This is a genomic window from Bradyrhizobium sp. SZCCHNR1098, from assembly GCF_032489375.1.
Taxonomy (GTDB): domain Bacteria; phylum Pseudomonadota; class Alphaproteobacteria; order Rhizobiales; family Xanthobacteraceae; genus Bradyrhizobium.
This window is the reverse complement of record NZ_JAUEXY010000003.1, coordinates 323302-345712: the sequence shown is the minus strand read 5'-3', so window position 1 is coordinate 345712 and position 22411 is coordinate 323302. Positions and strand designations below refer to the sequence as shown.

Sequence of the window (22411 nt, the reverse complement as noted above, 5' to 3'; positions counted from 1 at the left end):
GCCCGGAATCCATAGCCCCAGGACAGAGTGTGGTGCGAGATGGCAGTGGCGCTTATCTTCGCCACATGACGGCGCGTGGATAGGGATTCCGGGCTCATCGCTGCGCGATGCCCCGGAATGATGGCGAGAGAGCCGGCCCCGTCGGCAGTCGCGTAGCCCGGATGAGCGCGGCGACATCCGGGTCTCCTCCACAGTGCGTTTGAACCCGGATGTCGCTATCGCTCATCCGGGCTACGGCTACGGGCCGCGGCCGACATCACGTCACTCGCTCTTGTCGACGTTCCAGAACACCGGCACCGCCTGTCCTTCCAGCACGCCGGTGATCGATTTGCGCCAGGCGCTGGGCATGAACCATTGCCCGAGCGGCACGTAGATCACCTGCTCGTAGATCTCCTGCTGAATCTCGGCGGCGATCCGCTTCTGGTCCTCGGGCTTGGTGGCCTTGGCGAAGGCGTCGCGCAGCTCCTCCATCTTCGGATCATCGGGCCAGCCGAACGGGCTCTTCTGGCCGCGTGCGCCGACGAAGGTGCTGCCGATCGGATTGCCGGAGTCGGCGATCACCGAGTTGGTGAAGAACATGTTCCAGCCGCCCTCCTTGGGCGGCTTCTGGCTGGCACGCCGCGTCACCACGGTCTGCCAGTCCGTCGTCTGCAGATCGACCTTGAAGCCGGCCTCGCGCAACAGCTGCGCGGCGACCACCGGCTGCGCCTTCAGGGTGATCGCGTCGCCCGGCGCGAGGATCACGACGGGCGTACCGTCATAGCCGGCCTCGGCCAGCAGCTTCTTGGCCTGCTCCATGCCGTTGCCCTTCACCAGCGTCTCCGAGCCGATGTCGGATTCGAGTGGCGTGCCGCAGCCGAACACGGCGCCGCAGATCGTGTAGTACTTGGCGTTGCCGACGAGCGCGTCGAGCACATCCTTCTGGTTCAGCGCCAGGAACGCCGCACGGCGGATCTTCACATTGTCGAACGGCGGAAACAGGAAGTTCATGCGTCCCAGGGTCTGGTAGCCGAACTTGTTCAGCACGTTCATCGAAAGATCGGGATTGGCTGATAGCACCGGCTCGAGGTCGAGCGGCGGGAATTCCATGAAGTCGATGTCGCCCGCCTGCAGCGCGTTGACCGCCGTCTGCGCATCGGGCATCGAGACCCACTCGACGCGGTCGACCTTCACCACCTTGCCGCCGGCCGTCCAGCTCGGCGGCTCCTTGCGCGGCACGTAGTCGGTGTTCTTCTCATAGACCGCCTTCACGCCCGGCTGGAATTCCGCCTTGACGAACTTGAACGGTCCGGAGCCGATCTGCTCCGAAATCTGCTGGTTCGCGGGCGTCTCGGCGAGACGCTTCGGCATCATGAACGGCACGTAGGAGGACGGCTTGCCGATCGACTCCAGCACCAGGCCGTAAGGCTCCTTCAGCTTCAAGGTGATGGTCTTGGCATCGGTGGCCTCCAGCGAGGCCGTGGCCTCCATCAGCTTCTGGCCCATGCTGTCGTTGCGGCTCCAGCGCTTCAGCGAAGCGACGCAATCCTCGGCGGTGACCGGCGCGCCGTCGTGCCACTTCAGGCCGTCGCGCAAGGTGAAGGTGTAGGTCAGCTTGTCGTCCGAGACCTTCCACTCCGCCATCTGCGGCTGGACCTGAAACTTGGCGTCGGTCCCGAGCAAGGTGTCGTACACCATGTAGCCGTGGTCGCGCGTGATGTAGGCCGGCGTGAACACGGGATCGATGACGCGCAGATCCGAATGCATCACCGCCGTGATCGTCTTCTTGCCGGCGGCGAGGGCCTGGGTCGTCACGCCCGCCATCGACACGGCCATGACCGAGGCGACGAACCATGAAACGAGCGCGGATGAGGTCCGGCGCGAAGTATGTGACATGCGATCTCTCTTGGCGTGGCTTCCATCCGAGGGCCCTGATACCGATCAAGGCCTGATGAGGCGTCTTGCGTCGCGTCTGCAAACGCGGAGCAAAGAGTCTCGGCAAGGAGACTTGCAGCAGTTCCATCGCAGGTCAATCGCCATGGGCGCATGGGTCACCGCATCGCACGGATGCACATGGCGCGGCTGCGACGATGGCGTCCCGCCCTCTGGAACTCGGCTGCACCTGGTCCGTTATGCGCACCAGCAAGGAGCTTGACGATGCCGAATGAAGTCACCGAACCGCGGGATAATGGCCGACGTCCGACCGCACCTATCCGCACCGGCAAGACGCCACCCCAGGATCAGATCAGCCCGCCCTTGATGGTCGACGGTCTGGAAGCGGTCCGCGATCCGCACTGCTGAAGCGCGGCTCATGCACAAGGCGAGCGCAAGAACAAAAGAGAGACGCGGCGAAGTCTCCGCTTCACCGCGTCTCTCGTTGCGTCACGAGTTCGGCGCGCGGCCTACTCGCTCTTGTCGACGTTCCAGAACACCGGCGTGGCCGGGCCGTCGAGCACTCCGGTCAGCGACTTCCGCCAGCCGCTCGGGAGCAAATACTGGCCGAGCGGGATGTAGATCACCTTCTCGTAGTTCTGCTTCTGGATCTCGGTGGCGATCTTCTTCTGCTCCTCCGGCGAGGCGGACCGCGCATAGGCGTCGCGCAGCTTCTCGATGTCGGCATCCTCGGCCCAGCCGAACCAGCCGCCCTTGGTGCCGCGGCCGCCGATCGACACGTTCGCCACGGGATTGGCGACGTCGGCGCCGACCCAGTTGGTGAAGAACATGTTCCAGCCGCCCTCCTTCACGGGCTTCTGGCTGGCGCGCCGTGTCACCACCGTCTGCCAGTCGGTGGCCTGCAGGTCGACCTTGAAGCCGGCCTCGCGCAACAGCTGCGCCGCCACCACGGGCTGCGCCTTCAAGGTGGTGACGTCGCCCGGCGCCATGATCGCGATCGGCGTGCCGTCATAGCCGGACTCGGCGAGTGCCTTCTTGGCTTCCGCCATGCCGTTGCCCTTGATCAGCGTCTCGGCGCCGACATCGGTCTCGAGCGGCGTGCCGCACACGAACACGGCGCCGCAGATCTTCTGATACTTGTCGTTGCCGACGAGCGCGTCGAGCACGTCCTTCTGGTTCAGCGCGAGGAAGGCCGCGCGGCGCACCTTCACGTTGTCGAACGGCGGGTTGAGGAAGTTCATGCGGCCGAGCGTCTGGTAGCCGAACTTGTTCAGCACGTCGATCTTGAGCTCGGAGTTCGACTCCAGCACCGGCAGCATGTCGTAGGGAAGGTTCTCCATGAAGTCGATGTCGCCCGATTGCAGCGCGTTCACCGCGGTCTGCGCGTCCGGCATCGTGACCCACTCGACGCGGTCGACCTTCACCACCTTGCCGCCGGACGTCCAGCTCGCCGGCTCCTTGCGCGGCACGTAGTCGGTGTTCTTCTCGTACACCGCCTTCACGCCCGGCTGGAATTCCGCCTTGACGAATTTGAACGGGCCCGAGCCGATCTGCTCGGAAATCTGCTGGCCCTGCGGCGTCTCGGCGAGACGCTTCGGCATCATGAACGGCACCAGCGAGGACGGCTTGGCGATCGACTCCAGGACGAGTCCATAGGGCTCCTTCAACTTGAGCACGATGGTCTTGGCATCGGGCGCCTCCAGGCTCGCCGTGAAGTCCATCAGCTTCTGGCCCATGCCGTCGTTGCGGCCCCAGCGCTTCAGCGAAGCGACGCAGTCCTCGGCGGTCACCGGCGTGCCGTCATGCCATTTCAGGCCGTCGCGCAGGGTGAAGGTGTAGGTCAGCTTGTCGTCGGAGACCTTCCAGTCCGCCATCTGCGGCTGGACCTTGAAATTCGAATCGGTCGCCAGCAGCGTGTCGTAAACCATGTAGCCATGGTCACGGGTGATGTAGGCCGTCGTGAATCCGGGATCGATGACGCGCAGATCCGAATGCATCACCGCCGTGATCGTCTTCTTGCCGGCTGCGATGGCCTGGGTGCTCAGCGCCGTCGAGAGCGAAAGCATGGAAACGGCGAGGCTCGTCGCGAGCGTCAGACGTTTCCAGCGCGGGCTGTGGAACATTACGAGGTCTCCTGAGTGGATGGTTTGACCTGAAACTGATCAGATCCAGATCATTCGTTGGGCGTGCAGATCAATCCTTGTGCGAACTAACATGCTGTAAGTCGCAAGCTTTCGACAGTTGCAGAGGTCGCCTTTCGCGTCAATCCGCATTCAGCGCATGCGACCCGTGGCTGACAATGCCGTTAACGTCTGCATAGCTTTCGCTTTACAAAGCGCACCCGCCTGCGTCTCGTGTCATGAGATCGCGACAATGCCTTGAGAGAGCACCAATGAATCCAGCCCATCTTCCCTTTGATACCGAAATCATGCTGCAGGGCTTGCGCGGCTGGGTCGAGTGCGAAAGTCCGACCTGGGACGCCGCCGCGGTGGAGCGCATGCTGGATCTTGCCGCGCGCGACATGGCGATCCTGGGTGCGACGATCGAGCGCATCGCCGGGCGCCAGGGCTTCGCCGGCTGCGTGCGCGCCCGATTCCCGCACCCGCGGCAGGGTGAGCCGGGCATCCTGATCGCCGGCCACATGGATACCGTTCACCCCGTCGGCACGCTGGCCAAGCTGCCTTGGCGCCGCGAGGGCAACAAATGCTATGGGCCCGGCATCTGCGACATGAAGGGCGGCAACTATCTCACGCTGGAAGCGATCCGCCAGCTGATCAAGGCCTTCATTGCGACGCCGCTGCCGATCACCATCCTGTTCACGCCGGACGAGGAGGTCGGCACGCCTTCGACCCGCGACATCATCGAAGCCGAGGCGCAGCGCAACAAATACGTGCTGGTGCCCGAGCCGGGCCGTCAGGACAACGGCGTGGTGACCGGCCGCTACGCCATCGCCCGCTTCAATCTCGAGGCGATCGGGCGCCCGAGCCATGCCGGCGCGCGGCTCGGCGCGGGTCGTTCCGCCATCCGGGAAATGGCGCGACAGATCCTCGCCATCGACGGCATGACAACGGAGGACTGCACCTTCTCCGTCGGCATCGTTCATGGCGGCCAGTGGGTCAACTGCGTCGCCACCACCGCCACCGGCGAAGCGCTCAGCATGGCGAAACGGCAGGCCGACCTCGATCGCGGCGTGGAGCGCATGCTGTCCCTGTCCGGCACCACCGACGACGTGACCTTCAAGGTGACGCGCGGCGTGACGCGGCCGGTGTGGGAGCCGGATTCCGGAACCATGGCGCTGTACGAGAAGGCGCGCGGCATCGCCGAGCAGCTCGGCATGGCGTTGCCGCACGGCTCGGCAGGCGGCGGCTCGGACGGCAACTTCACCGGCGCGCTCGGCATTCCGACCCTCGATGGCCTCGGGGTGCGCGGCACCGACATGCACACCCTGAACGAGCACATCGAGATCGACAGCCTTGCCGAGCGTGGCCGCCTGATGGCGGGGCTGCTCGCGACGCTCGACTAGATCGCGACACACGACGGCGCGTCGCCCGCATGAGCGCAAGCGAGATGCGGGTCCCGCTCGTCCGCGCGGTCGCTCCGCTCGCCCGGGCTACGCTGCGCAGCAGCACGGTTTCATTTTCCGGGACCTGCGCGGGGCGAGTGGACAATCACTCCGCAGCGCGCGCATGATGGCATGCGGCTTGCAAAGTTTCGCGCAAGGTTCGCCGCAAAAGTGCTGCGACATTGTTCGCATATGCGATGGTTCGCGCGGATCACGAACACCGTGTCGTCCCGTGTGAACGAGCAGACCAGCGAACACCGGAGACCTTGAAAGCGATGGATATCGGTGACATGCACACTCTCTCACGACGTTGCGCGCGTCGCCCCAGCACCATGAAGGCGGTTCTCTCGAGATGATCGGTTATCTGCTTCGCCGCATCCTCGCATCCATCCCCGTGATGGGCGTGGTGGCGCTGTTCGTCTTTCTCCTGCTGCGGCTGACGCCGGGCGATCCCGCCGCGATTCTCGCCGGCGACAACGCGACCCCTGAGCAGCTCGAGCGCATCCGCACCACGCTCGGACTGAACGAGCCGCTCTACATCCAGTTCTTCACCTGGATCAATCAGCTGCTGCATGGCGATCTCGGCGTATCGCTGATCTCGAAGGTGCCGGTGCTGCAGATGATCGGCCAGCGCATCGAGCCGTCGATCTCGGTCGCGATCTCGACCATCATCCTGTCGATCCTCGTCGCCGTCCCGCTCGGCGTCATCGCGGCCTGGAAGCACGGCACCTGGATCGACCGTTTCGTGATGGCGCTTTCGGTGATCGGCTTCTCGGTGCCGGTATTCGTCATCGGCTACATCCTGATCCAGTTGTTCGCGATCAACCTGCGCTGGGTCCCTGTCCAGGGCTTCAAGAGTCTCAGCGCCGGCTTCGGCCCGTTCTTCGAGCGCATCATCCTGCCGACCTGCGCATTGTCCTTCATCTACGTCGCGCTGATCGCGCGCATGACGCGCGCCGCGATGCTCGACGTGCTCGGCGAGGACTTCGTGCGCACCGCGCGCGCCAAGGGCGTCAGCGAGATCGCGGTGCTGTTGCGCCACGCGTTGCGAAATGCGGCCGTGCCCGTCATCACCGTGATCGGCTCCGGCTTCGCGCTGTTGATCTCCGGCGTCGTGGTCACCGAGAGCGTGTTCAACCTGCCCGGCATCGGCCGCCTCACCGTCGACGCCGTGCTGGCGCGCGACTATCCGGTCATCCAGGGCATGATCCTTCTCACCTCGTTCATCTATCTCGCGGTCAATCTCCTGATCGACCTCGCCTACACCCTGCTCGATCCACGCATCCGCTACTGAGGCCCTCATCCGATGGCGATCGTTACCACCCCTGAGCCGTCGATCCCGGTCACCACGCGACTGGGTCCCCGGTTCGGCTTTCTCACCTCGACCCCGATCATCGCCGTGGCGACCGTCTGCCTGTCGCTCATCGTGCTGATCTCGATCCTGGCACCGCTGCTGGCGCCGCACGATCCCGTGCTGCTCGCTCCGGCGCAGCGGCTCAAGCCGTCGAGCGCGCAACACCTCCTCGGCACCGACGCCTATGGCCGCGACCTGTTGTCGCGCACGATCTATGGCGGTCGCATCTCGCTTCTGGTCGGCGTCGGCGCCGCGATCATCTCGATCGCGATCGGACTCGTGATCGGCCTCGTCTCCGGCTTCTTCCGCTGGGTGGACGCCATCCTGATGCGCGTGATGGACGGCCTGATGGCGATCCCGAGCATCCTGCTCGCCATCGCCGTCGTCTCGCTGTCGGGCGCCAGCGTCGGCACCGTGATGATCGCGATCACCATCGTCGAGATCCCGCGCGTCGCGCGCCTGGTTCGCTCGGTCGTGCTGACGGCACGCGAGGAGCCCTATGTCGAAGCTGCGATTTCATTGGGCACGTCGATGCCCAAGATCATGTGGCGGCATCTGATGCCGAACACGATCGCGCCGCTGATCGTCCAGGGCACCTACATCTGCGCCGCCGCGATTCTCACCGAGGCGATCCTGTCGTTCCTCGGCGCCGGCATCAGCCCGGAGACGCCGACCTGGGGCAACATCATGGCCGAGGGCCGCTCCTACTTCCAGATCAAGCCATCGCTGATCTTCTGGCCCGGCCTGTTGCTGTCGATCGCCATCCTCTCGATCAACCTGATCGGCGACGCCGCGCGCGACGCGCTCGACCCGCGCATGAAGCAGCGCGAGGCCGGCAAGTGACAATGGTTTTTCGTCATCGCGAGCGAAGCGACGCGATCCAGGGGCCGCACCCGGAGCTCTGGATTGCTTCGTCGCTATCGCTCCTCGCAATGACGGTGGAGAAATGAACACATGACCGACACCATCCTCGACATCGACAATCTCGTCGTCACCGTCGGCAAGACGAAGAACCCGAACGGCCCGCGCATCATCGACGGCGTCTCGATCAAGGTCGAAAAGGGCGAGACGCTCTGCGTCGTCGGCGAAAGCGGCTCCGGCAAATCGGTGACGTCGCTGACCACGATGGGCCTGCTGCCGAAGAACGCGCTGCATGCCGTCGGCGGCAGCGTCAAGCTGGTCGGCGAAGAGTTGCTCACGGCGAGCGATCGCCGGCTGCGCGAGCTGCGCGCCACCCGGATGGCGATGATCTTCCAGGAGCCGATGACCGCGCTCAATCCAGTCGTGCCGGTGGGCCGCCAGATCGACGAGGTCCTGCGCGCGCATACGTCCCTCGATGCGCGCACGCGGCGCAAGCGCATCCTCGACATGATGGAGCAGGTCCACCTGCCCGACGTCGAGCGCATTTTCGGCTCCTACCCGCACCGCCTGTCGGGTGGCCAGCGCCAGCGCATCATGATCGCGATGGCGCTGGTGCTCGAGCCGAAACTCCTGATCGCCGACGAGCCGACCACCGCACTCGACGTCACCACGCAGAAGCAGATCCTCTCGCTGATCCGCGAGTTGCAGCGCGATCACGGCACCGCCGTGCTGTTCATCACCCACGACATGGGCGTCGTCGCCGAGATCGCCGACCGCGTCTCGGTGATGCGCCAGGGCCGCCTGGTCGAGACCGGCGCGCTCGACAAGATCCTGCGGGCGCCCGAGATGGACTACACGCGCAACCTGCTCGCTTCCGTGCCCAGCCTGATCCCGCGTCCGCCGCGGCCGGACAGCACCGAGCCGGTGGTGCTGGAGACCAACGAGCTCGGCAAGGTCTATCGCGAGCGTTCGTTCCTCGGCAAAGCGCGCGAAGTCGTCGCCGCGCAGAACGTCACGCTCACCCTGCGCAAGGGCCGCACGCTCGGCATCGTCGGCGAAAGCGGCTCCGGCAAGTCGACGGTGGCCCGCTGCATCGTCCGGCTGATCGATCCGACCTCCGGCGGCGTCCGTCTGGCCGGCCATGAGATCTCGATCCTGACCCGGCGGCTGCTGCAGCCGCATCGCAAGCGGATCCAGATCGTGTTCCAGGATCCCTACCGCTCGCTCAACCCGCGGCTGACCGTCGGTGAAAGCATCGCCGAGGGACCGGTCAACTACGGCACCTCGCATGACAAAGCGATGGCGCGGGCGCGCGAGCTGCTCGAGCTGGTCGGCCTGCCTGCGGACGCGATCTCACGCTACCCGCACCAGTTCTCCGGCGGCCAGCGCCAGCGCATCGCCATCGCCCGCGCGCTCGCGCTCGATCCCGACGTGCTGGTCGCGGATGAAGCGGTGTCTGCGCTCGACGTCTCGGTACAGGCGCAGGTGCTGGAGCTGCTCGACGAGATCCAGCGCCGGCTCGGCATCGCCATCCTGTTCATCACGCATGACCTGCGCGTTGCAGCGCAGATCTGCGACGACGTCGTCGTGATGCAGAAGGGGCGCATCGTCGAACAGGGTCCGGCCGGCGAGATCCTGACGCATCCGAAGGAAGCCTACACGCGCGCGCTGCTCGAAGCGGCGCCGGGACGGAACTGGGACTTCGCCAACTTCCGGCCGGTGTCGGAAGCAGTGGCGTAGCAACGCCACCACCGCCGTCGCGGCAAGCGGTGAAGCAATCCAGACTGGATATCTAGACGGATCCTGGATTGCTTCGCAGCGAAGCAATCCAGGCGGCCCGGGGACTCTGAACTGCGTCGCTGAGCCGGCAAGGACCCACGACGAGACGCCACCGCGCCAACGCGCCGTCATCGTGGCCCGCATGCAAAACGGCATCGCTCGATCGCTTGCGTGGGCCGCGATACGCGGTCTAACGTCATCGCACCACCAACAGCCTGAGGCGGAGTGATGACGCGCGTCGCGATCGGCGGCTTTCTGCACGAGACCAATACATTCGCACCGACGAAAGCGGACTACGACGCGTTCATGCATGGCGGCGGCCGCGCCTCGATCGCCGATGCGGCCTCCGTGCTCACGACGATGCGCGGCATCAATGCCGGCCAGGCCGGCTTCATGGCAGTCGCGGAATCCTACGGCTGGGACGTCGTGCCCACCATCGCCTGCGCGGCGAGTCCCTCGGCGCATGTCACCAGGGACGCGTTCGAGCGCATCACGACCGTGATGGTCGAGCGCATCAAGGCCGCCGGCCCGCTCGACGGCGTCTATCTCGATCTGCACGGCGCGATGGTGGCCGAGCATCTTGACGACGGCGAAGGCGAGATCCTGGCGCGCGTGCGCAAGGTCATCGGCCCGAACGTGCCGCTGGTCGCGAGCCTCGATCTGCATGCCAACGTCACGCCCGAGATGATGGCACATGCCGATGCGCTGATCGCCTACCGGAAATATCCGCACACCGACATGGCCGACACCGGCCGCGCCAGCGCGGAGCACCTCGCGCTGCTGCTGCGCGCGAAGGAGCCGCTGGCGAAGGCCTTCCGGCAATTGCCGTTCCTGATCCCGATCAGCTGGCAATGCACCAACGACCAGCCCACCAAAGGCATCTACGAGAAGCTTGCGGCGCTGCAGAGCGAGGCCGTGCCGACGCTGTCGTTCGCGCCCGGCTTTCCCGCCGCCGATTTCGCGCATTGCGGCCCGAGCGTGTTCGCCTATGGCCGGACGCAGGCCGACGCGGACGCCGCGGCGGATGCGATCGCGGCGATCGTCGCGGGCCACGAGGATGATTTCGACGGCCGCATCTACACGCCCGATGACGGCGTGCGTCATGCCATGACGCTGGCGCAGACGGCGACGCGTCCGATCGTGATCGCCGACACCCAGGACAATCCCGGCGCGGGCGGCGATTCCGATACGACCGGCATGCTGCGCGCGCTGGTGCGCAATCGCGCCAGCCGCGCCGCGATCGGCATGATCTACGATCCGCAAGCGGCGATCGCCGCGCATACGGCCGGCGAAGGGGCCACCGTGACGCTGTCGCTCGGCGGCAAGAGCGGCATTCCCGGCGATGCGCCGTTCGAGGAGAGCTTCATCGTCGAGAAAATCTCCGACGGCCGCTTCGTCGCACCCGGCCCGTTCTACGGCGGCCGCAAGATGGAAATGGGACCGTCAGCGTGCTTGCGCATTGGCGATGTCCGCGTCGTCGTGGCCTCGCACAAGTCCCAGCTCGCCGACCAGGAAATGTACCGCTTCGTCGGCATCGAGCCGACCGCGCAGGCGATTCTCGTCAACAAGAGCTCAGTGCATTTCCGCGCCGATTTCGAACCGATCGCGGAACATCTCCTGATCTGCGCCGCGCCCGGCGCGATGCCCGCCGATCCCTCCACTTTGCCCTGGACCAGCCTGCGTCCGGGCGTCCGCCTCAAGCCGAACGGTCCGGCGTTCAAAGCTTAAACCTCTCCAGGGAAACGCACCCATGCCCACCATCGATCGCATCCAAGGTTACGCCGACGAGCTCACCGCCATCCGCCGCGACCTGCACGCGCATCCGGAGATCGGCTTCGAGGAGACGCGCACCTCCGGCATCGTCGCCGAGAAGCTTGCGCAATGGGGCATCGAGGTGCATCGCGGCCTCGGCGGCACCGGGGTGATCGGCGTGCTCAAGGGCAAGAACGACAGCGGCAGGAAGATCGGCCTGCGCGCCGACATGGATGCGCTGCCGATGGAGGAGAATACGAACCTGCCCTGGCGCTCGACCATCCCCGGCCGTTTCCACGGCTGCGGCCATGACGGCCACACCACGATGCTGCTCGGCACCGCGCGCTATCTCGCCGAGACCCGCAACTTCGACGGCACCGTGCACTTCATCTTCCAGCCGGCGGAGGAAGGCCTCGGCGGCGCACGCGCGATGATCAAGGACGGCCTGTTCCAGAAGTTTCCCTGCGACGAGCTCTACGGCCTGCACAACGCGCCCGACCTGGAGCATGGCGAGATCGCGATCCTGCCCGGTCCGGCCATGGCCGGCGCCGATTTCTTCGACATCCGCATCTCCGGTTACGGCGCCCATGGCGCGATGCCCGAGCGCTCCAAGGACGCGGTGGTGATCGCGACCAGCGTGGCGCAGGCGATCCAGACCATCGTCAGCCGCAATGTCGAACCGCTGCAGGCGGCCGTTGTCTCGATCACGCAGATCCATGCCGGCTCGGCCTACAACGTCATTCCCGGCGATGCCTGGCTGTGCGGCACCGTGCGCGCGTTCTCGGACCCCGTGCGCGCGCTGGTGCGCGAGCGCATGCGCGCGATCTGCGCCGGCATGGCGGCGGCGTTCAATTGCGAGATCGATGTCGACATCCGCGACACGTTCAGCGTGCTGGTGAACCAGGAGGAGCAGTCCAAGGTCGTCGAGCAGGTCGCGCGCACCGTGGTCGAGCCGTCCAAGGTGCTGACCCGCTCGACGCCGAAGATGGGCAGCGAGGATTTCGCCGACATGCTGCAGACGATTCCGGGCGCCTATTTCTGGGTCGGCCATGAGGGCTCGGTGCCGGTGCACAATCCCGGCTATGTGCTCGACGACAAGATCCTGCCGATCGGCGCCAGCATGTTCGCCCGCATCATCGAGACTCGTCTGCCGGCAGCTTAGCGCTGATCTACGTCAATGAGCGGGCGCGAATTGAGATGAACTTCGGCAACGGAGCACCAGCATGCACAAGCCCGCCTCTGACGACATCACCTCGCTGCACGATCTCTCCGCGGTCGACCTGATCGCCGGCTATCGCGCGCGCCAGTTCTCGCCGTCCGAGGTGATGGACGACGTGCTGGCGCATGTCGCAGTGTGGGAGCCGCACATCAAGGCGCTGTATCTGCTCGATGTCGACGGGGCGCGGGCGGAAGCGAAGGCCTCGACCGAGCGCTGGGCCAAGGACGAGCCGGCAGGCGTCCTCGACGGCGTACCGGCGACGGTGAAGGACAACATCGCCACCAAGGGCCAGCCGATGCCGCTCGGCGCAGCCAGCGTCACGCGCGCGCCGCTGGCGGCCGACGCGCCGCCGGTGGCGCGGCTGCGCGAGGCCGGCGCGATCATCTTCGCCAAGACCACGATGCCCGACTACGGCATGCTGTCGTCGGGCCTGTCGAGCTTCCATCCGCAGACGCGCAATCCGTGGGACCTGCGGATGAACCCCGGCGGCTCCAGCGCCGGCGCGGGTGCCGCGGCCGCAGCCGGCTATGGCCCGCTGCATGTCGGCACCGACATCGGCGGCTCGATCCGGCTGCCGGCGTCGTGGTGCGGTCTCGTCGGCCTCAAGCCGAGCTTCGGCCGCGTGCCGATCGATCCGCCCTATGTCGGCCGCGTCGCCGGGCCGATGACGCGCATCGTCGACGACGCTGCGCTGATGATGAGCGTGCTGTCGAAGCCGGACAGGCGCGACGGCACCAGCCTGCCGCCCTCGGACCTGCACTGGAAGGTCGCGGAGAAGCCGGTGCGCAAGCTGCGCATCGGCGTGATGCTCGACCTCGGCGGCGTCGGCCAGGCGCTCGAGGAGCCGGTGCGTGCGACGACGCTGGCGGCCGCAAAAGCCTTCGAATCCGCAGGTGCCGTCATCAGCGAGGTGAAGGGCTTCCTGACCCGCGAGATGCTCGACGGTCTCGACAATTTCTGGCGTGCGCGGCTGTGGGACGATCTGGCGCGGCTCGCGCCCGACGTTCGTGCCAAGACCCTGCCCTACATCCTGCAATGGGCCGAGCGCGGCGCCGCGCTGTCGGGCGTCGAGGTCATCAGGGGCTTCAACGTCACAATGACCCTGCGCGCCGCCGCAGCAAGACTGTTCTGCGACTATGACTACATCATCTCTCCGACCTCGCCCGGCGTGAAATTCCCCGCCGAGTTCGCCTCGCCGCTCAACGACCCCGAGAGGCCGTTCGAGCACATCACCTACACCGTGCCGTGGAACATGTCGGAGAACCCGGCGATCTCAGTCAATGCCGGCTATGACGCCGACGGCTTCCCGATCGGCCTGCAGATCATCGGCCGCCGCTTCGACGATGTCGGCGTGCTCGGGATGGCGAAGACGTTCGAAGGATTGCGCAGCGAGCAGCGGCCATGGCCGGTGGCGCCCTGACGGATTCGTAGGGTGGGGCAAAGGCGCGTACACGGCGCTATCCACGCTCACCGCTGCTGACGGGCGCCGTGCCCACCGCCGGACCATCGGTGAAAATGGTGGGCACGTCGCCGCGCGCGATGCGCGCCGCGCCTTTGCCCACCCTACGGAATACCATACGCACTTGCCGCATGGCCTGATGCTTGCGCATCGGTCCGGAATGACGTTTCTAACAACGAGAACAATAACACATCAGGAAACACCCATGGCGTATCAGACCATTCTCTACGACGTCGCCGACAAGATCCTCACCATCACGCTGAACCGGCCGGAGAAGCTCAACGCCTTCACCGGCACCATGATGGAAGAGCTGATCGACGCCTTCGACCGCGCCGACAAGGATGACGGCGTCAGGGCGATCATCGTCACCGGAGCGGGCCGCGCCTTCTGCGCCGGAGCCGACCTCTCCTCCGGCGCCGACACGTTCGATCGCGATGCCAAGCGCGGGCCGGTGAAGCGCCACGCCGATGGCCGCGTCGACTATTCTGATCCGCAGGTGCGCGACGGCGGCGGCCAGGTGACGTTGCGCATCTTCAAGTCGCTGAAGCCGGTCATCGCCGCGGTGAACGGCCCGGCCGTCGGCATCGGTGTCACCATGCAGCTCGCGATGGACATCCGCATCGCCTCGGAGGGCGCGCGGTTCGGCTTCGTGTTCTCCCAGCGCGGCATCGTGCCGGAGGCGGCGTCGAGCTGGTTCCTGCCGCGCATCGTCGGCATCTCGCAGGCGCTGGAATGGTGCTACACCGGCCGCGTGTTTCCGGCGCAGGAAGCGCTCGCCGGCCGTCTCGTCAGCAAGGTGGTGCCGCCGGAGGAACTATTGCCCACCGCGCGCGCCCTGGCGCGCGAGATCGCAGACAAGACCGCGCCGGTGTCGATCGCGCTGATCCGTCAGATGATGTGGCGCATGATGGGCGCCGACGATCCGATGGAGGCGCACAAGGTCGACAGCCGCGGCATCTACGCGCGCGGCCGCTCCGACGACGTCAAGGAAGGCGTGGTGTCGTTCCTGGAGAAGCGCCCGGCGCAGTTCAAGAACACCGTCACCGCCGACATGCCGGACTATTTCCCGTGGTGGGACGAGCGGGAGTATAAATAGAACGCTGTCATCCCGGACAAGCGCGCGGCACGCGCGCGCCGATCCGGGATCAACAGCCACCGGATGCCGTTTGGCGAGGAACGACGTCCAGGGTGCCGCACGATGGATCACGCGGTATGGGTCCCGGCGCTGAGGCCGGGACGACAGCGAGTGGCGCCCGCGTCACTCCTTCATCAGCGCCACGATCATCGGCGCCACGCGCTCGGCCGCTTTCGCTCGATGAGCAGCCAATCCCATCGCGTGCGATCGCTCACGCCGCGTTGATGCCGCGAATGAAGGCATCGACATGGCGGCGCATGCTCTCGGACTGGCGCAGCAGCTCCGCCGACGCCCCGAGCACCTGGCTGGCGGTGACGCCGGACTCGTTTGCGGCGGCCGTGACCTGCTGGATGTTCTGCGAAATCTCGTCGGTCCCCTTGGCCGCGTGCTGGACGTTGCGCGCCATCTCGCGCGTGGCCGCGCCCTGCTCCTCGACGGCATTCGCGATCGACGACGCGATCTCGTTCAGCTCGCCGATGGTCGTGGTGATGCCGCGGATGGCCCGCACGGCCTCGCTCGACACCTCCTGCATTCCGGAGATCTGCGCGCGGATCTCGCCCGTCGCCTTGGCGGTCTGCTCCGCGAGCAGCTTCACCTCGCCGGCGACGACGGCAAAGCCGCGGCCGGCTTCGCCCGCCCGCGCGGCCTCGATGGTCGCATTGAGCGCGAGAAGGTTGGTCTGGCCGGCAATGTCGCTGATCAACCGCACGATGTCGCCGATCCGTTCGGCCATGCTGGAAAGGCCCTGCACGGTCTCGTTGGTCCGCTGCCCTTCCGCGGCCGCCTTCTGCGCCATGTCGGCCGACTGCGTCACCTGACCGCCGATGCCCGCGACTGAGCTCGACAGTTGGTCCGTCGCCGCGGCCATCGTCTGCATGTTGCTCGATGCGGCCTCGGTCGCCTGCGCGACGCTGCTCGCTTCACTGCAGGTCCGGCTCGCCGTCCGGTTCATCACGGCAGCCGTCGATTCGAGCTGTGCCGAGGCTGAGATCACGCTATCGATCACGGCCGCGATATCGCCGCTGAAACGGTCGGTCAGCTCGCCGACGCGCTTGGCTTTTTCGGCGCGCTGGCTCATCGCTTCCGCATCCCTGGCGGCGAGCTCGGCGCCATGGATCATGTTCTCCTTGAAGACCTGCACGGCTCTCGCCATCAGGCCGACTTCGTCCCGCCGATCGACCGCGTCGATCGCGGTGCTCACATCGCCCTTCGCCAGCCGCGTCATCGTATCGGCCAGCGCGTTGATCGGCCCGGTGATGCTGCGCGCCAGCGCGACGACGATCGCGAGGCTCAGCGCCAAGGCGAGCAGCAGCAGCACGCCGACGGCGGCGAGGCTGGCCGTGGCCGCGGCCTGCTTGCCGGCCATCAGCTCCGACAGCTCGGCGGCCAGAGCGTCTTCGACCTGCTTCAGGAGATCGATCCGCAGCGTGGCCGCATCGAACCAGGCTTTGCTCGCAAGCCCTTTGAAATCGCCGCTGACGCCGCCCTGCTCCACCACCTTGCGCATGGCAACGACGCCGTCGATCGCCGGTCCGGTCATCGCCGCATCGAACGCCGCGCGCCCTCTCGCCGAGACGGCGGCGCGAAATGCCGCGAAATAACTGTCCTGTGCTGCAGCCAGCCCTATGGCACGCGCATAGGCGGCCTGCTCGAAGCGACCGGCGGCAAGTCCTCCCGCCACGACGGCGCGCTCCAGGCCGGCGCGCTCCTTGCCTTCCGTCAGGTTGCCATAGGCGATGATCGCCTTGGAGATGTCGTCATCATCGCTCAGCGTCGACATGCTGCTGATCAGACTGGTCAGCCGGGCGACAATCTCGGTGAGAGCGCTGACGGCCGCCGCCGGCGTTATGGCTTGCGCGTCGATGTCGCCGCGATGGCGATCGAGCTGCGCCAACGCCTGCTCGCTCGCCTGCGCCGCCTCGGCCAGCGCGCCGCTCCGGCGCAGCCCGTCCAGCGCGGCGACCGCATGCGCGCGCTCGCCGTCGGTCAGCCTGCGCTGCTGATCCAGCTCGGCGCGCATCTGCGTGCCCTTGCTGCTGAGAAACGCCGACGACATGCCGCGCTCACGCTGCAGCTCATGAACGAAACGGCTGAGCTTGCCGACGGCTTCCGCCACCGGCTGCATGTGCATCATCTCGACGCGCACCGCCCATTTCGTGGAGATCTCGTAGGCCGCCAACGCAGCCAATGTGAGGATGGGCAGCAATGCAGACAGGGCAATGCGGTGAAGTATCTTCGACGTCTTCAACATGATCGGCCTCAACCTGTCCGATCATTCTATGAATCCAGTGGTAAAAAAATACATAGACCCGTCCGCCACATTTTTGGGCAGGCCTGCAAACTAGTCCATCACCAGCGCCAGGCGGCCGATCGCCTTGCGCTCGATCAACAGCCGCATCGCCACTGCGTAATCCTCGAACGGCACACGGTGCGACACGTTCGGCCGCAGCTTGCCCTGCTCGGCGAAGGCCAGCAGCGCCGCCATGCGTCGCTCTCCGAGTTCAGGGTCCCTGCGCACGGCCTCGCCGGCGCGCACGCCGAGCACGCTGGCGCCCTTCATCAGGATCAAATTGGTGCGTGCGAGCCCGATGCCGCCGGTGAAGCCGATCACGAGCAGCCGCGCGCCCCAGGCGATGCAGCGGACGCTGTGCTCGAACACCTCGCCGCCCACCGGGTCGAACACGACGTCGACGCCCCGCCCATCCGTGATGCGCTTGACGGCGTCGCGGAACGGCTCGCGCGCATACAGCACGAGATGATCGGCGCCACGCGCGCGTGCCACCGCGAGTTTCTCCTCCGAGGACGCTGCTGCAATGACCGTCGCGCCCAAGAGCTTGCCGATCTCGACGGCGGCGAGGCCGACGCCGCCACCGGCGCCGTGCACCAGCAGAGTCTCGCCGGGCTTGAGCTGGCCGCGATCGACCAGCGCGTGATGGGCGGTGCCGTGGCCGGCGAGATAGGTCGCGCCTTCCGCGTAGTCGAAGGTCGACGGCAGCGGCGTGAGCTGGCTCCCCGCCACCACCGCCTCCTCGGCGTAAGCACCGAAGCGCATGCGGACGATGACCTTGTCGCCGACGGCATGGCCGGTCACGGCGGCGCCGATCGCGATGACATCGCCGGCCGCCTCCACGCCGGGCGTGAACGGCAGCTCCGGCTTGAGCTGATACTCACCCGCCGCCATCAGAATGTCCGGGAAATTGATGCCGGCCGCGCGGATCCTCACCCGCACCTCGCCGTCAGCCAACACACGAGACGGCAGGCTTTCCAGCCTCAGCTTCTCCGGCGGGCCGAGCTCGCGGCAGACGATCGCCCGCGCCATCAGCCGGCGCGCCCCTTCGCCCTTGCCAGCGCTTCGCGGATCAGCGGCAGCCGATCGTTGCCGAAATACATGTCGGTTACATTGACGAAGATGGTCGGCGAGCCGAAGCCGCCGCGCTTGACGACCTCCTCGGTGTTGATGCGCAGCTGGTCCTTGATGCCCTGCTGGGCGATGCCCGCGAAGAAATCCTTCGGGTCGATGCCGACACGCCGGCACACCTCCGTCAGCACGGCATCCTGCGAGATGTCCTGGTCCTCCCCCCAGTAGATCTCGAACACGGTCCGCGCGAACGGCACCATGTCCTGCCCCAGCCAGATGCAGCCGCGCATCGCCTTGACGCTGTTCACCGGAAACACCGTCGGCGGCATCTTGATCCTGAGCCCGGCCGAGCGCGCCCAGTCGCCGAGGTCCTTCAGCATGTAGGCCGCTTTGGCCGGCACCGGCTTCTCGCGTTGCGCATAGACGCTGGGATTGACGGTGTTGAAGATGCCGCCGACGAGAATGGGCCGCCAGACGATGTCGACGCCGAACTCGCGTGCGAGCGGCTGGATGTTGTGGAAGGCCAGATAGGTCCAGGGGCTGGAGCAGTCGAAGAAGAATTCGATCATGTGTGTTTCCTCAAGGTCTTGATGCGTTCGTCATCGAGAGCGCCACGGAGTCATTGAGACCATTAGTGTCGCCCCTGGATTGCTTCGCTGCGCTCGCAATGACGGCGGAGGCAGTTGGCGCACATCACTCTCTCCGTCATTGCGAGAAGCGTAGCGACGAAGCAATCCAGGGGCTGCAACATACGGTCTGGATGGCTTATCCCCGCTTATCCCCATGCTCCTCGCGATGCCGCGGAGCTCGCTCACGATCTCCCCATCATCTCCTTCGCGCGCGCGCCGAACATCACATGACGCGACTGCTCGTTGAACGGCTCCTTGACGAACTTGCCGATCGCAAGCCCGGCCTGCAGCTGCGGCCGCGCGCGCAACGTCGCGTACCAGCGCTTGGTGTGGGGGTAGTCGTCGAGCGTGAAGCCCTGGGCCTTGTGCGTCATCATCCAGGGAAAGCAGGCGATGTCGGCGATCGAATAGTCGTCGCCGGCGACATAGGCGCCGGTCTTGCCGAGCTGCACGTCGAGCACGTGGAACAGCCGCGCGACCTCATCACGATAACGCTGGATCGCATAAGGGATCTTCTCAGCCGCATAGAGCGCGAAATGGCCGTGCTGGCCCATCATCGGCCCCAGCCCCGCCATCTGCCACATCACCCATTGGATCACGCGCGAGCGCGCCCGCATCTCCTGCGGCAGGAAACGGCCGGTCTTGTCGGCGAGATAGATCAGGATGGCGCCGGTCTCGAACACCGGGAACGGCGCGCCGCCATCGGCCGGCGCATGATCGACGATCGCCGGAATCCGGTTGTTGGGGCTGATCGCCAGGAACTCCGGCTTGAACTGGTCGCCGGCCCGGATGTCGACGGGAATGACGTTATAGGGCAGCCCGAGTTCCTCGAGCATGATCGAGATCTTCCAGCCGTTCGGCGTCGGCGCGTAATGGAGATCGATCATGCTTTCCCCGATTCCTTCCCCGGACCATTATGCCGCGCCGCGGAACACGCGAGGCGGCTTCGTTCTTCTGTACCTGAAGGGTAAGCCATGGCAGACAGGCGCTCAAGCCTGACCGCCCCTATGCTGGAGAGTTCGACCATGCTGTTTCCATCGACCATCGCAGGCTCGCTGCCGAAGCCGGAATGGCTGGCCGAGCCGAACGTGCTGTGGGCCCCGTGGAAGTCGAAGGGCGATGAGCTTGCGCGCGCCAAGCGCGACGCGACCATTCTCGCGCTGAAGCTGCAGGAGGATTCCGGCATCGACATCCTCACCGAGGGCGAGCAGTCGCGCCAGCATTTCGTGCACGGCTTCCTCGAGCGGGTCGAGGGCATCGACTTCGCGCACAAGGTCGAGATGGGCATCCGCAAGGACCGCTACAAGGCGATGGTGCCGCAGGTCGTGGCGCCGTTGTCGCTGAAGGGCCGCGTCCATGGTGACGAGGCGCGGATCGCGCGCACGCACACCACGCGCGCCGTGAAGTTCACCCTGCCGGGGCCGATGACGATCATCGACACCATCGCCGACGACTACTATGGCGACCGCGTCAAGATGGCGTTCGCCTTTGCCGAGTTGCTGAACCAGGAAGCGAAGGCGCTGCACGACGACGGCATCGACATGATCCAGTTCGACGAGCCCGCCTTCAACGTCTACATGGACGAGGTGCGCGATTGGGGCATCAAGGCGCTGGAGCGCGCCGCCGAGGGGCTGACCTGCCCGACGGCCGTGCACATCTGCTACGGCTACGGCATCAAGGCCAACACCGACTGGAAGGAGACGCTCGGCGGCGAGTGGCGGCAGTATGAGGAGACGTTCCCGGTCATTGACGCCAGCACCATCCAGCAGGTCGCGGTCGAATGCCGCAACTCGAAGGTGCCGATCGAGCTGCTCGGCCTGCTCAAGAACAAGATCGTGCAGGCCGGCGTCATCGACGTCGCCAGCGACGCGATCGAGACCGCCGAGGACGTCTGCAAGACCATCGAGGACGTCATGAAGGTGGTGCCGAAGGAGAACATCATCGCCACGACCAATTGCGGCATGGCGCCGATGCGGCGCGAGATCGCGGAGGCCAAGCTGATGGCGCTCGGCACCGGCGCAAAGCTGGCACGGCAGCGGTTCGCGTAGTTCGTAGCCCGCCTGAGCGCAGCGACATGCGGGTTCAACGCAGCACCGCACGAGACCTCGGATATCGCTTCGCTCATCCGGGCTACGAGGCTTGTGCGCTCGGATGCAGCACGGGCCGAAAGCCGGCCTCCAACGTGCGCAATGTGGACGGCGGCGTCAGCAGCCGCGGCGCCGTGAGATCGTCGCGCGCAGCACCGTAGCCGGTAAAGCACCAGGGCAGCGCCCTGCCCTGCACGACCAAGAAGCATTCTTCGTCGACCTGAACCATCGCGCCGTCGGGCAGCTCGCTCCACGGCATCGGCAGTGGGTGCAACCGCTTCCTGCCGCGCTCCAGCCGCTCGCGGTGCAGGACCTTGTCGATCTCCGCAGCCCGAACCCCGCTGACGCCATTGCCCTCTTCCCACGCGCCGCGAAACCGGTTGGCGTCGTCGCGACGGCAGTAGAAGCAGGGGCGATGGCCGGCGGCGAAGGCCGTGGCCTCGTCGAGGAAGAACAGCTCGGTCCAGCTGCGCCGTGCCATCACCTCCCGGCGGCGGCCGCGGAAGTTGCACAGGCAGACCAGCCAGGCGGAGCTCGACCAGCGCTTCCGCAGCAGCGTCTTCGTCGCGGGATCATGGATGATGCCGCGATTGCCGGTGAACAGGCCGCGATGCGGCGTGGCGACGATGTCGCCTGTAGGCGTCACGCGGTTCTGCAGAGGCATCCGTCTCCTCCGCCTTCGGCTCCGGAGCAGGCGAATAGCGAGTGGCGAATAGCGAGTGGCGAATAGCGAATAGGGCAACCACCAGCCCCTATTCCCTATTCGCTACTCCCTATCCGCCATTCGCGCCCTCCTCACGCCGCCCCGTCGCGCAGCGGCGGCGCGAAGGACAGCGCGGTGTCCCAGGGGAAGAATATCCAGGTGTCCTGCGACACCTCGGTGATGAAGGTGTCGACCAGCGGCCGGCCCTTCGGCTTGGCGTAGACGGTGGCGAAATGCGCGTCGGGGAGAATCTCGCGGACCATGCGTCCGGTCTTGCCGGTGTCGACGAGGTCATCGACGATCAGGAGCCCTTTGCCGGTGCCGCCACCGAGTTGCGCGGTGTCGTTTGAAATCCCCTTGAGGACCTGAAGCTCGCCCTGCTTGGTGTGGTCATAGCTCGCGATGCAGATCGTATCGATGACCCGCACGCCTAGCTCGCGCGCCACGATCGCCGCCGGCACCAGTCCGCCGCGGGTGATGGCCACCACGGCATGAAACGGCCCGATCTCGTTCAGCCGCCAGGTCAGCGCCCGGCAATCGCGATGAAACTGGTCCCAGGACACCGGGAAGGCCCGGCCCGCGCGCTCCTCTGCACTCAAAGTCTTGTCTGGCATCTCATCTCGTCCGTGAGTTCTCGAAAG

Annotated in this window: 18 protein-coding genes; 10 read left to right on the top strand and 8 right to left on the bottom strand. The window is 66.2% G+C overall.

All coding sequences use genetic code 11. The features are described 5' to 3' along the window. Positions 1 to 261: 261 nt before the first annotated feature. Positions 262 to 1875 carry an ABC transporter substrate-binding protein gene (locus QX135_RS09695; protein WP_316176545.1) on the bottom strand — a complete coding sequence of 538 codons (1614 nt, stop codon included), beginning with the start codon at positions 1873 to 1875 and terminating at the stop codon, positions 262 to 264. 261 nt (positions 1876 to 2136) lie between these two features. Between QX135_RS09695 and QX135_RS09690 the strand changes: the two genes are divergently transcribed. Beyond that, positions 2137 to 2280: a hypothetical protein gene (locus QX135_RS09690; RefSeq protein ID WP_315780679.1), complete on the top strand. Its 144-nt coding sequence runs from the start codon at positions 2137 to 2139 to the stop codon at positions 2278 to 2280. A gap of 101 nt (positions 2281 to 2381) precedes the next feature. On the opposite strand, the gene QX135_RS09685 is transcribed toward QX135_RS09690, so the two are convergent. Beyond that, the gene (locus QX135_RS09685) at positions 2382 to 3995 is read right to left on the bottom strand and encodes an ABC transporter substrate-binding protein (protein ID WP_316176546.1); all 1614 of its coding nucleotides are present in this window, start codon (positions 3993 to 3995) and stop codon (positions 2382 to 2384) included. A gap of 269 nt (positions 3996 to 4264) precedes the next feature. On the opposite strand from QX135_RS09685, the gene QX135_RS09680 reads away from it, so the two are divergent. The 8 genes from QX135_RS09680 (at position 4265) to QX135_RS09645 (ending at position 14954) form a co-directional block, all read left to right on the top strand. After that, on the top strand, positions 4265 to 5395 hold the full coding sequence (locus tag QX135_RS09680; protein ID WP_316176547.1) for a M20/M25/M40 family metallo-hydrolase: 1131 nt from the start codon (positions 4265 to 4267) through the stop codon (positions 5393 to 5395). Between the two features lie 391 nt (positions 5396 to 5786). Further along, a complete protein-coding gene (locus QX135_RS09675) occupies positions 5787 to 6728 on the top strand; it encodes an ABC transporter permease (RefSeq protein WP_315737469.1) in 942 nt (313 codons plus the stop codon). Between the two features lie 12 nt (positions 6729 to 6740). Next, positions 6741 to 7631 (top strand): ABC transporter permease, encoded by an 891-nt coding sequence (locus QX135_RS09670; RefSeq protein WP_315714711.1) that lies wholly within the window; start codon positions 6741 to 6743, stop codon positions 7629 to 7631. Positions 7632 to 7742: 111 nt separating this feature from the next. Further along, entirely contained in the window at positions 7743 to 9389 is a 1647-nt protein-coding gene (locus QX135_RS09665; RefSeq protein ID WP_315737468.1) for an ABC transporter ATP-binding protein, read from the top strand. Between the two features lie 267 nt (positions 9390 to 9656). Further along, on the top strand, positions 9657 to 11156 hold the full coding sequence (locus QX135_RS09660; protein WP_315798311.1) for a M81 family metallopeptidase: 1500 nt from the start codon (positions 9657 to 9659) through the stop codon (positions 11154 to 11156). A gap of 22 nt (positions 11157 to 11178) precedes the next feature. Next, the gene (locus QX135_RS09655) at positions 11179 to 12342 is read left to right on the top strand and encodes a M20 aminoacylase family protein (RefSeq protein WP_316176548.1); all 1164 of its coding nucleotides are present in this window, start codon (positions 11179 to 11181) and stop codon (positions 12340 to 12342) included. A 61-nt stretch (positions 12343 to 12403) separates the two neighbouring features. Next, entirely contained in the window at positions 12404 to 13819 is a 1416-nt protein-coding gene (locus QX135_RS09650; protein WP_316176549.1) for an amidase, read from the top strand. A 244-nt stretch (positions 13820 to 14063) separates the two neighbouring features. Continuing rightward, positions 14064 to 14954 carry a crotonase/enoyl-CoA hydratase family protein gene (locus QX135_RS09645; protein WP_315737464.1) on the top strand — a complete coding sequence of 297 codons (891 nt, stop codon included), beginning with the start codon at positions 14064 to 14066 and terminating at the stop codon, positions 14952 to 14954. Between the two features lie 250 nt (positions 14955 to 15204). Here QX135_RS09645 and QX135_RS09640 read toward each other — a convergent pair whose 3' ends face one another. The 4 genes from QX135_RS09640 to QX135_RS09625 form a co-directional block, all read right to left on the bottom strand. After that, positions 15205 to 17244, bottom strand: coding sequence for a methyl-accepting chemotaxis protein (locus QX135_RS09640; RefSeq protein WP_316176550.1), 2040 nt, complete (start codon positions 17242 to 17244; stop codon positions 15205 to 15207). Positions 17245 to 17334: 90 nt separating this feature from the next. After that, positions 17335 to 18312 carry an NADPH:quinone oxidoreductase family protein gene (locus QX135_RS09635; RefSeq protein WP_316176551.1) on the bottom strand — a complete coding sequence of 326 codons (978 nt, stop codon included), beginning with the start codon at positions 18310 to 18312 and terminating at the stop codon, positions 17335 to 17337. Next, positions 18312 to 18920, bottom strand: coding sequence for a 2-hydroxychromene-2-carboxylate isomerase (locus QX135_RS09630; RefSeq protein ID WP_316176552.1), 609 nt, complete (start codon positions 18918 to 18920; stop codon positions 18312 to 18314). Before QX135_RS09630 ends, QX135_RS09635 begins: the two co-directional genes overlap by 1 nt. A 242-nt stretch (positions 18921 to 19162) precedes the next feature. After that, positions 19163 to 19867: a glutathione binding-like protein gene (locus tag QX135_RS09625; RefSeq protein ID WP_316176553.1), complete on the bottom strand. Its 705-nt coding sequence runs from the start codon at positions 19865 to 19867 to the stop codon at positions 19163 to 19165. A gap of 138 nt (positions 19868 to 20005) precedes the next feature. On the opposite strand from QX135_RS09625, the gene QX135_RS09620 reads away from it, so the two are divergent. Beyond that, positions 20006 to 21028, top strand: coding sequence for a methionine synthase (locus QX135_RS09620; RefSeq protein WP_316176554.1), 1023 nt, complete (start codon positions 20006 to 20008; stop codon positions 21026 to 21028). Positions 21029 to 21110: 82 nt separating this feature from the next. Here the strand turns inward: QX135_RS09620 and QX135_RS09615 are convergent, their stop codons facing one another. After that, the gene (locus tag QX135_RS09615) at positions 21111 to 21731 is read right to left on the bottom strand and encodes a hypothetical protein (RefSeq protein WP_315811557.1); all 621 of its coding nucleotides are present in this window, start codon (positions 21729 to 21731) and stop codon (positions 21111 to 21113) included. 131 nt (positions 21732 to 21862) lie between these two features. Further along, positions 21863 to 22384: a xanthine phosphoribosyltransferase gene (gene gpt / locus QX135_RS09610; RefSeq protein WP_315771080.1), complete on the bottom strand. Its 522-nt coding sequence runs from the start codon at positions 22382 to 22384 to the stop codon at positions 21863 to 21865. Between the last annotated feature and the right edge of the window lie 27 nt (positions 22385 to 22411).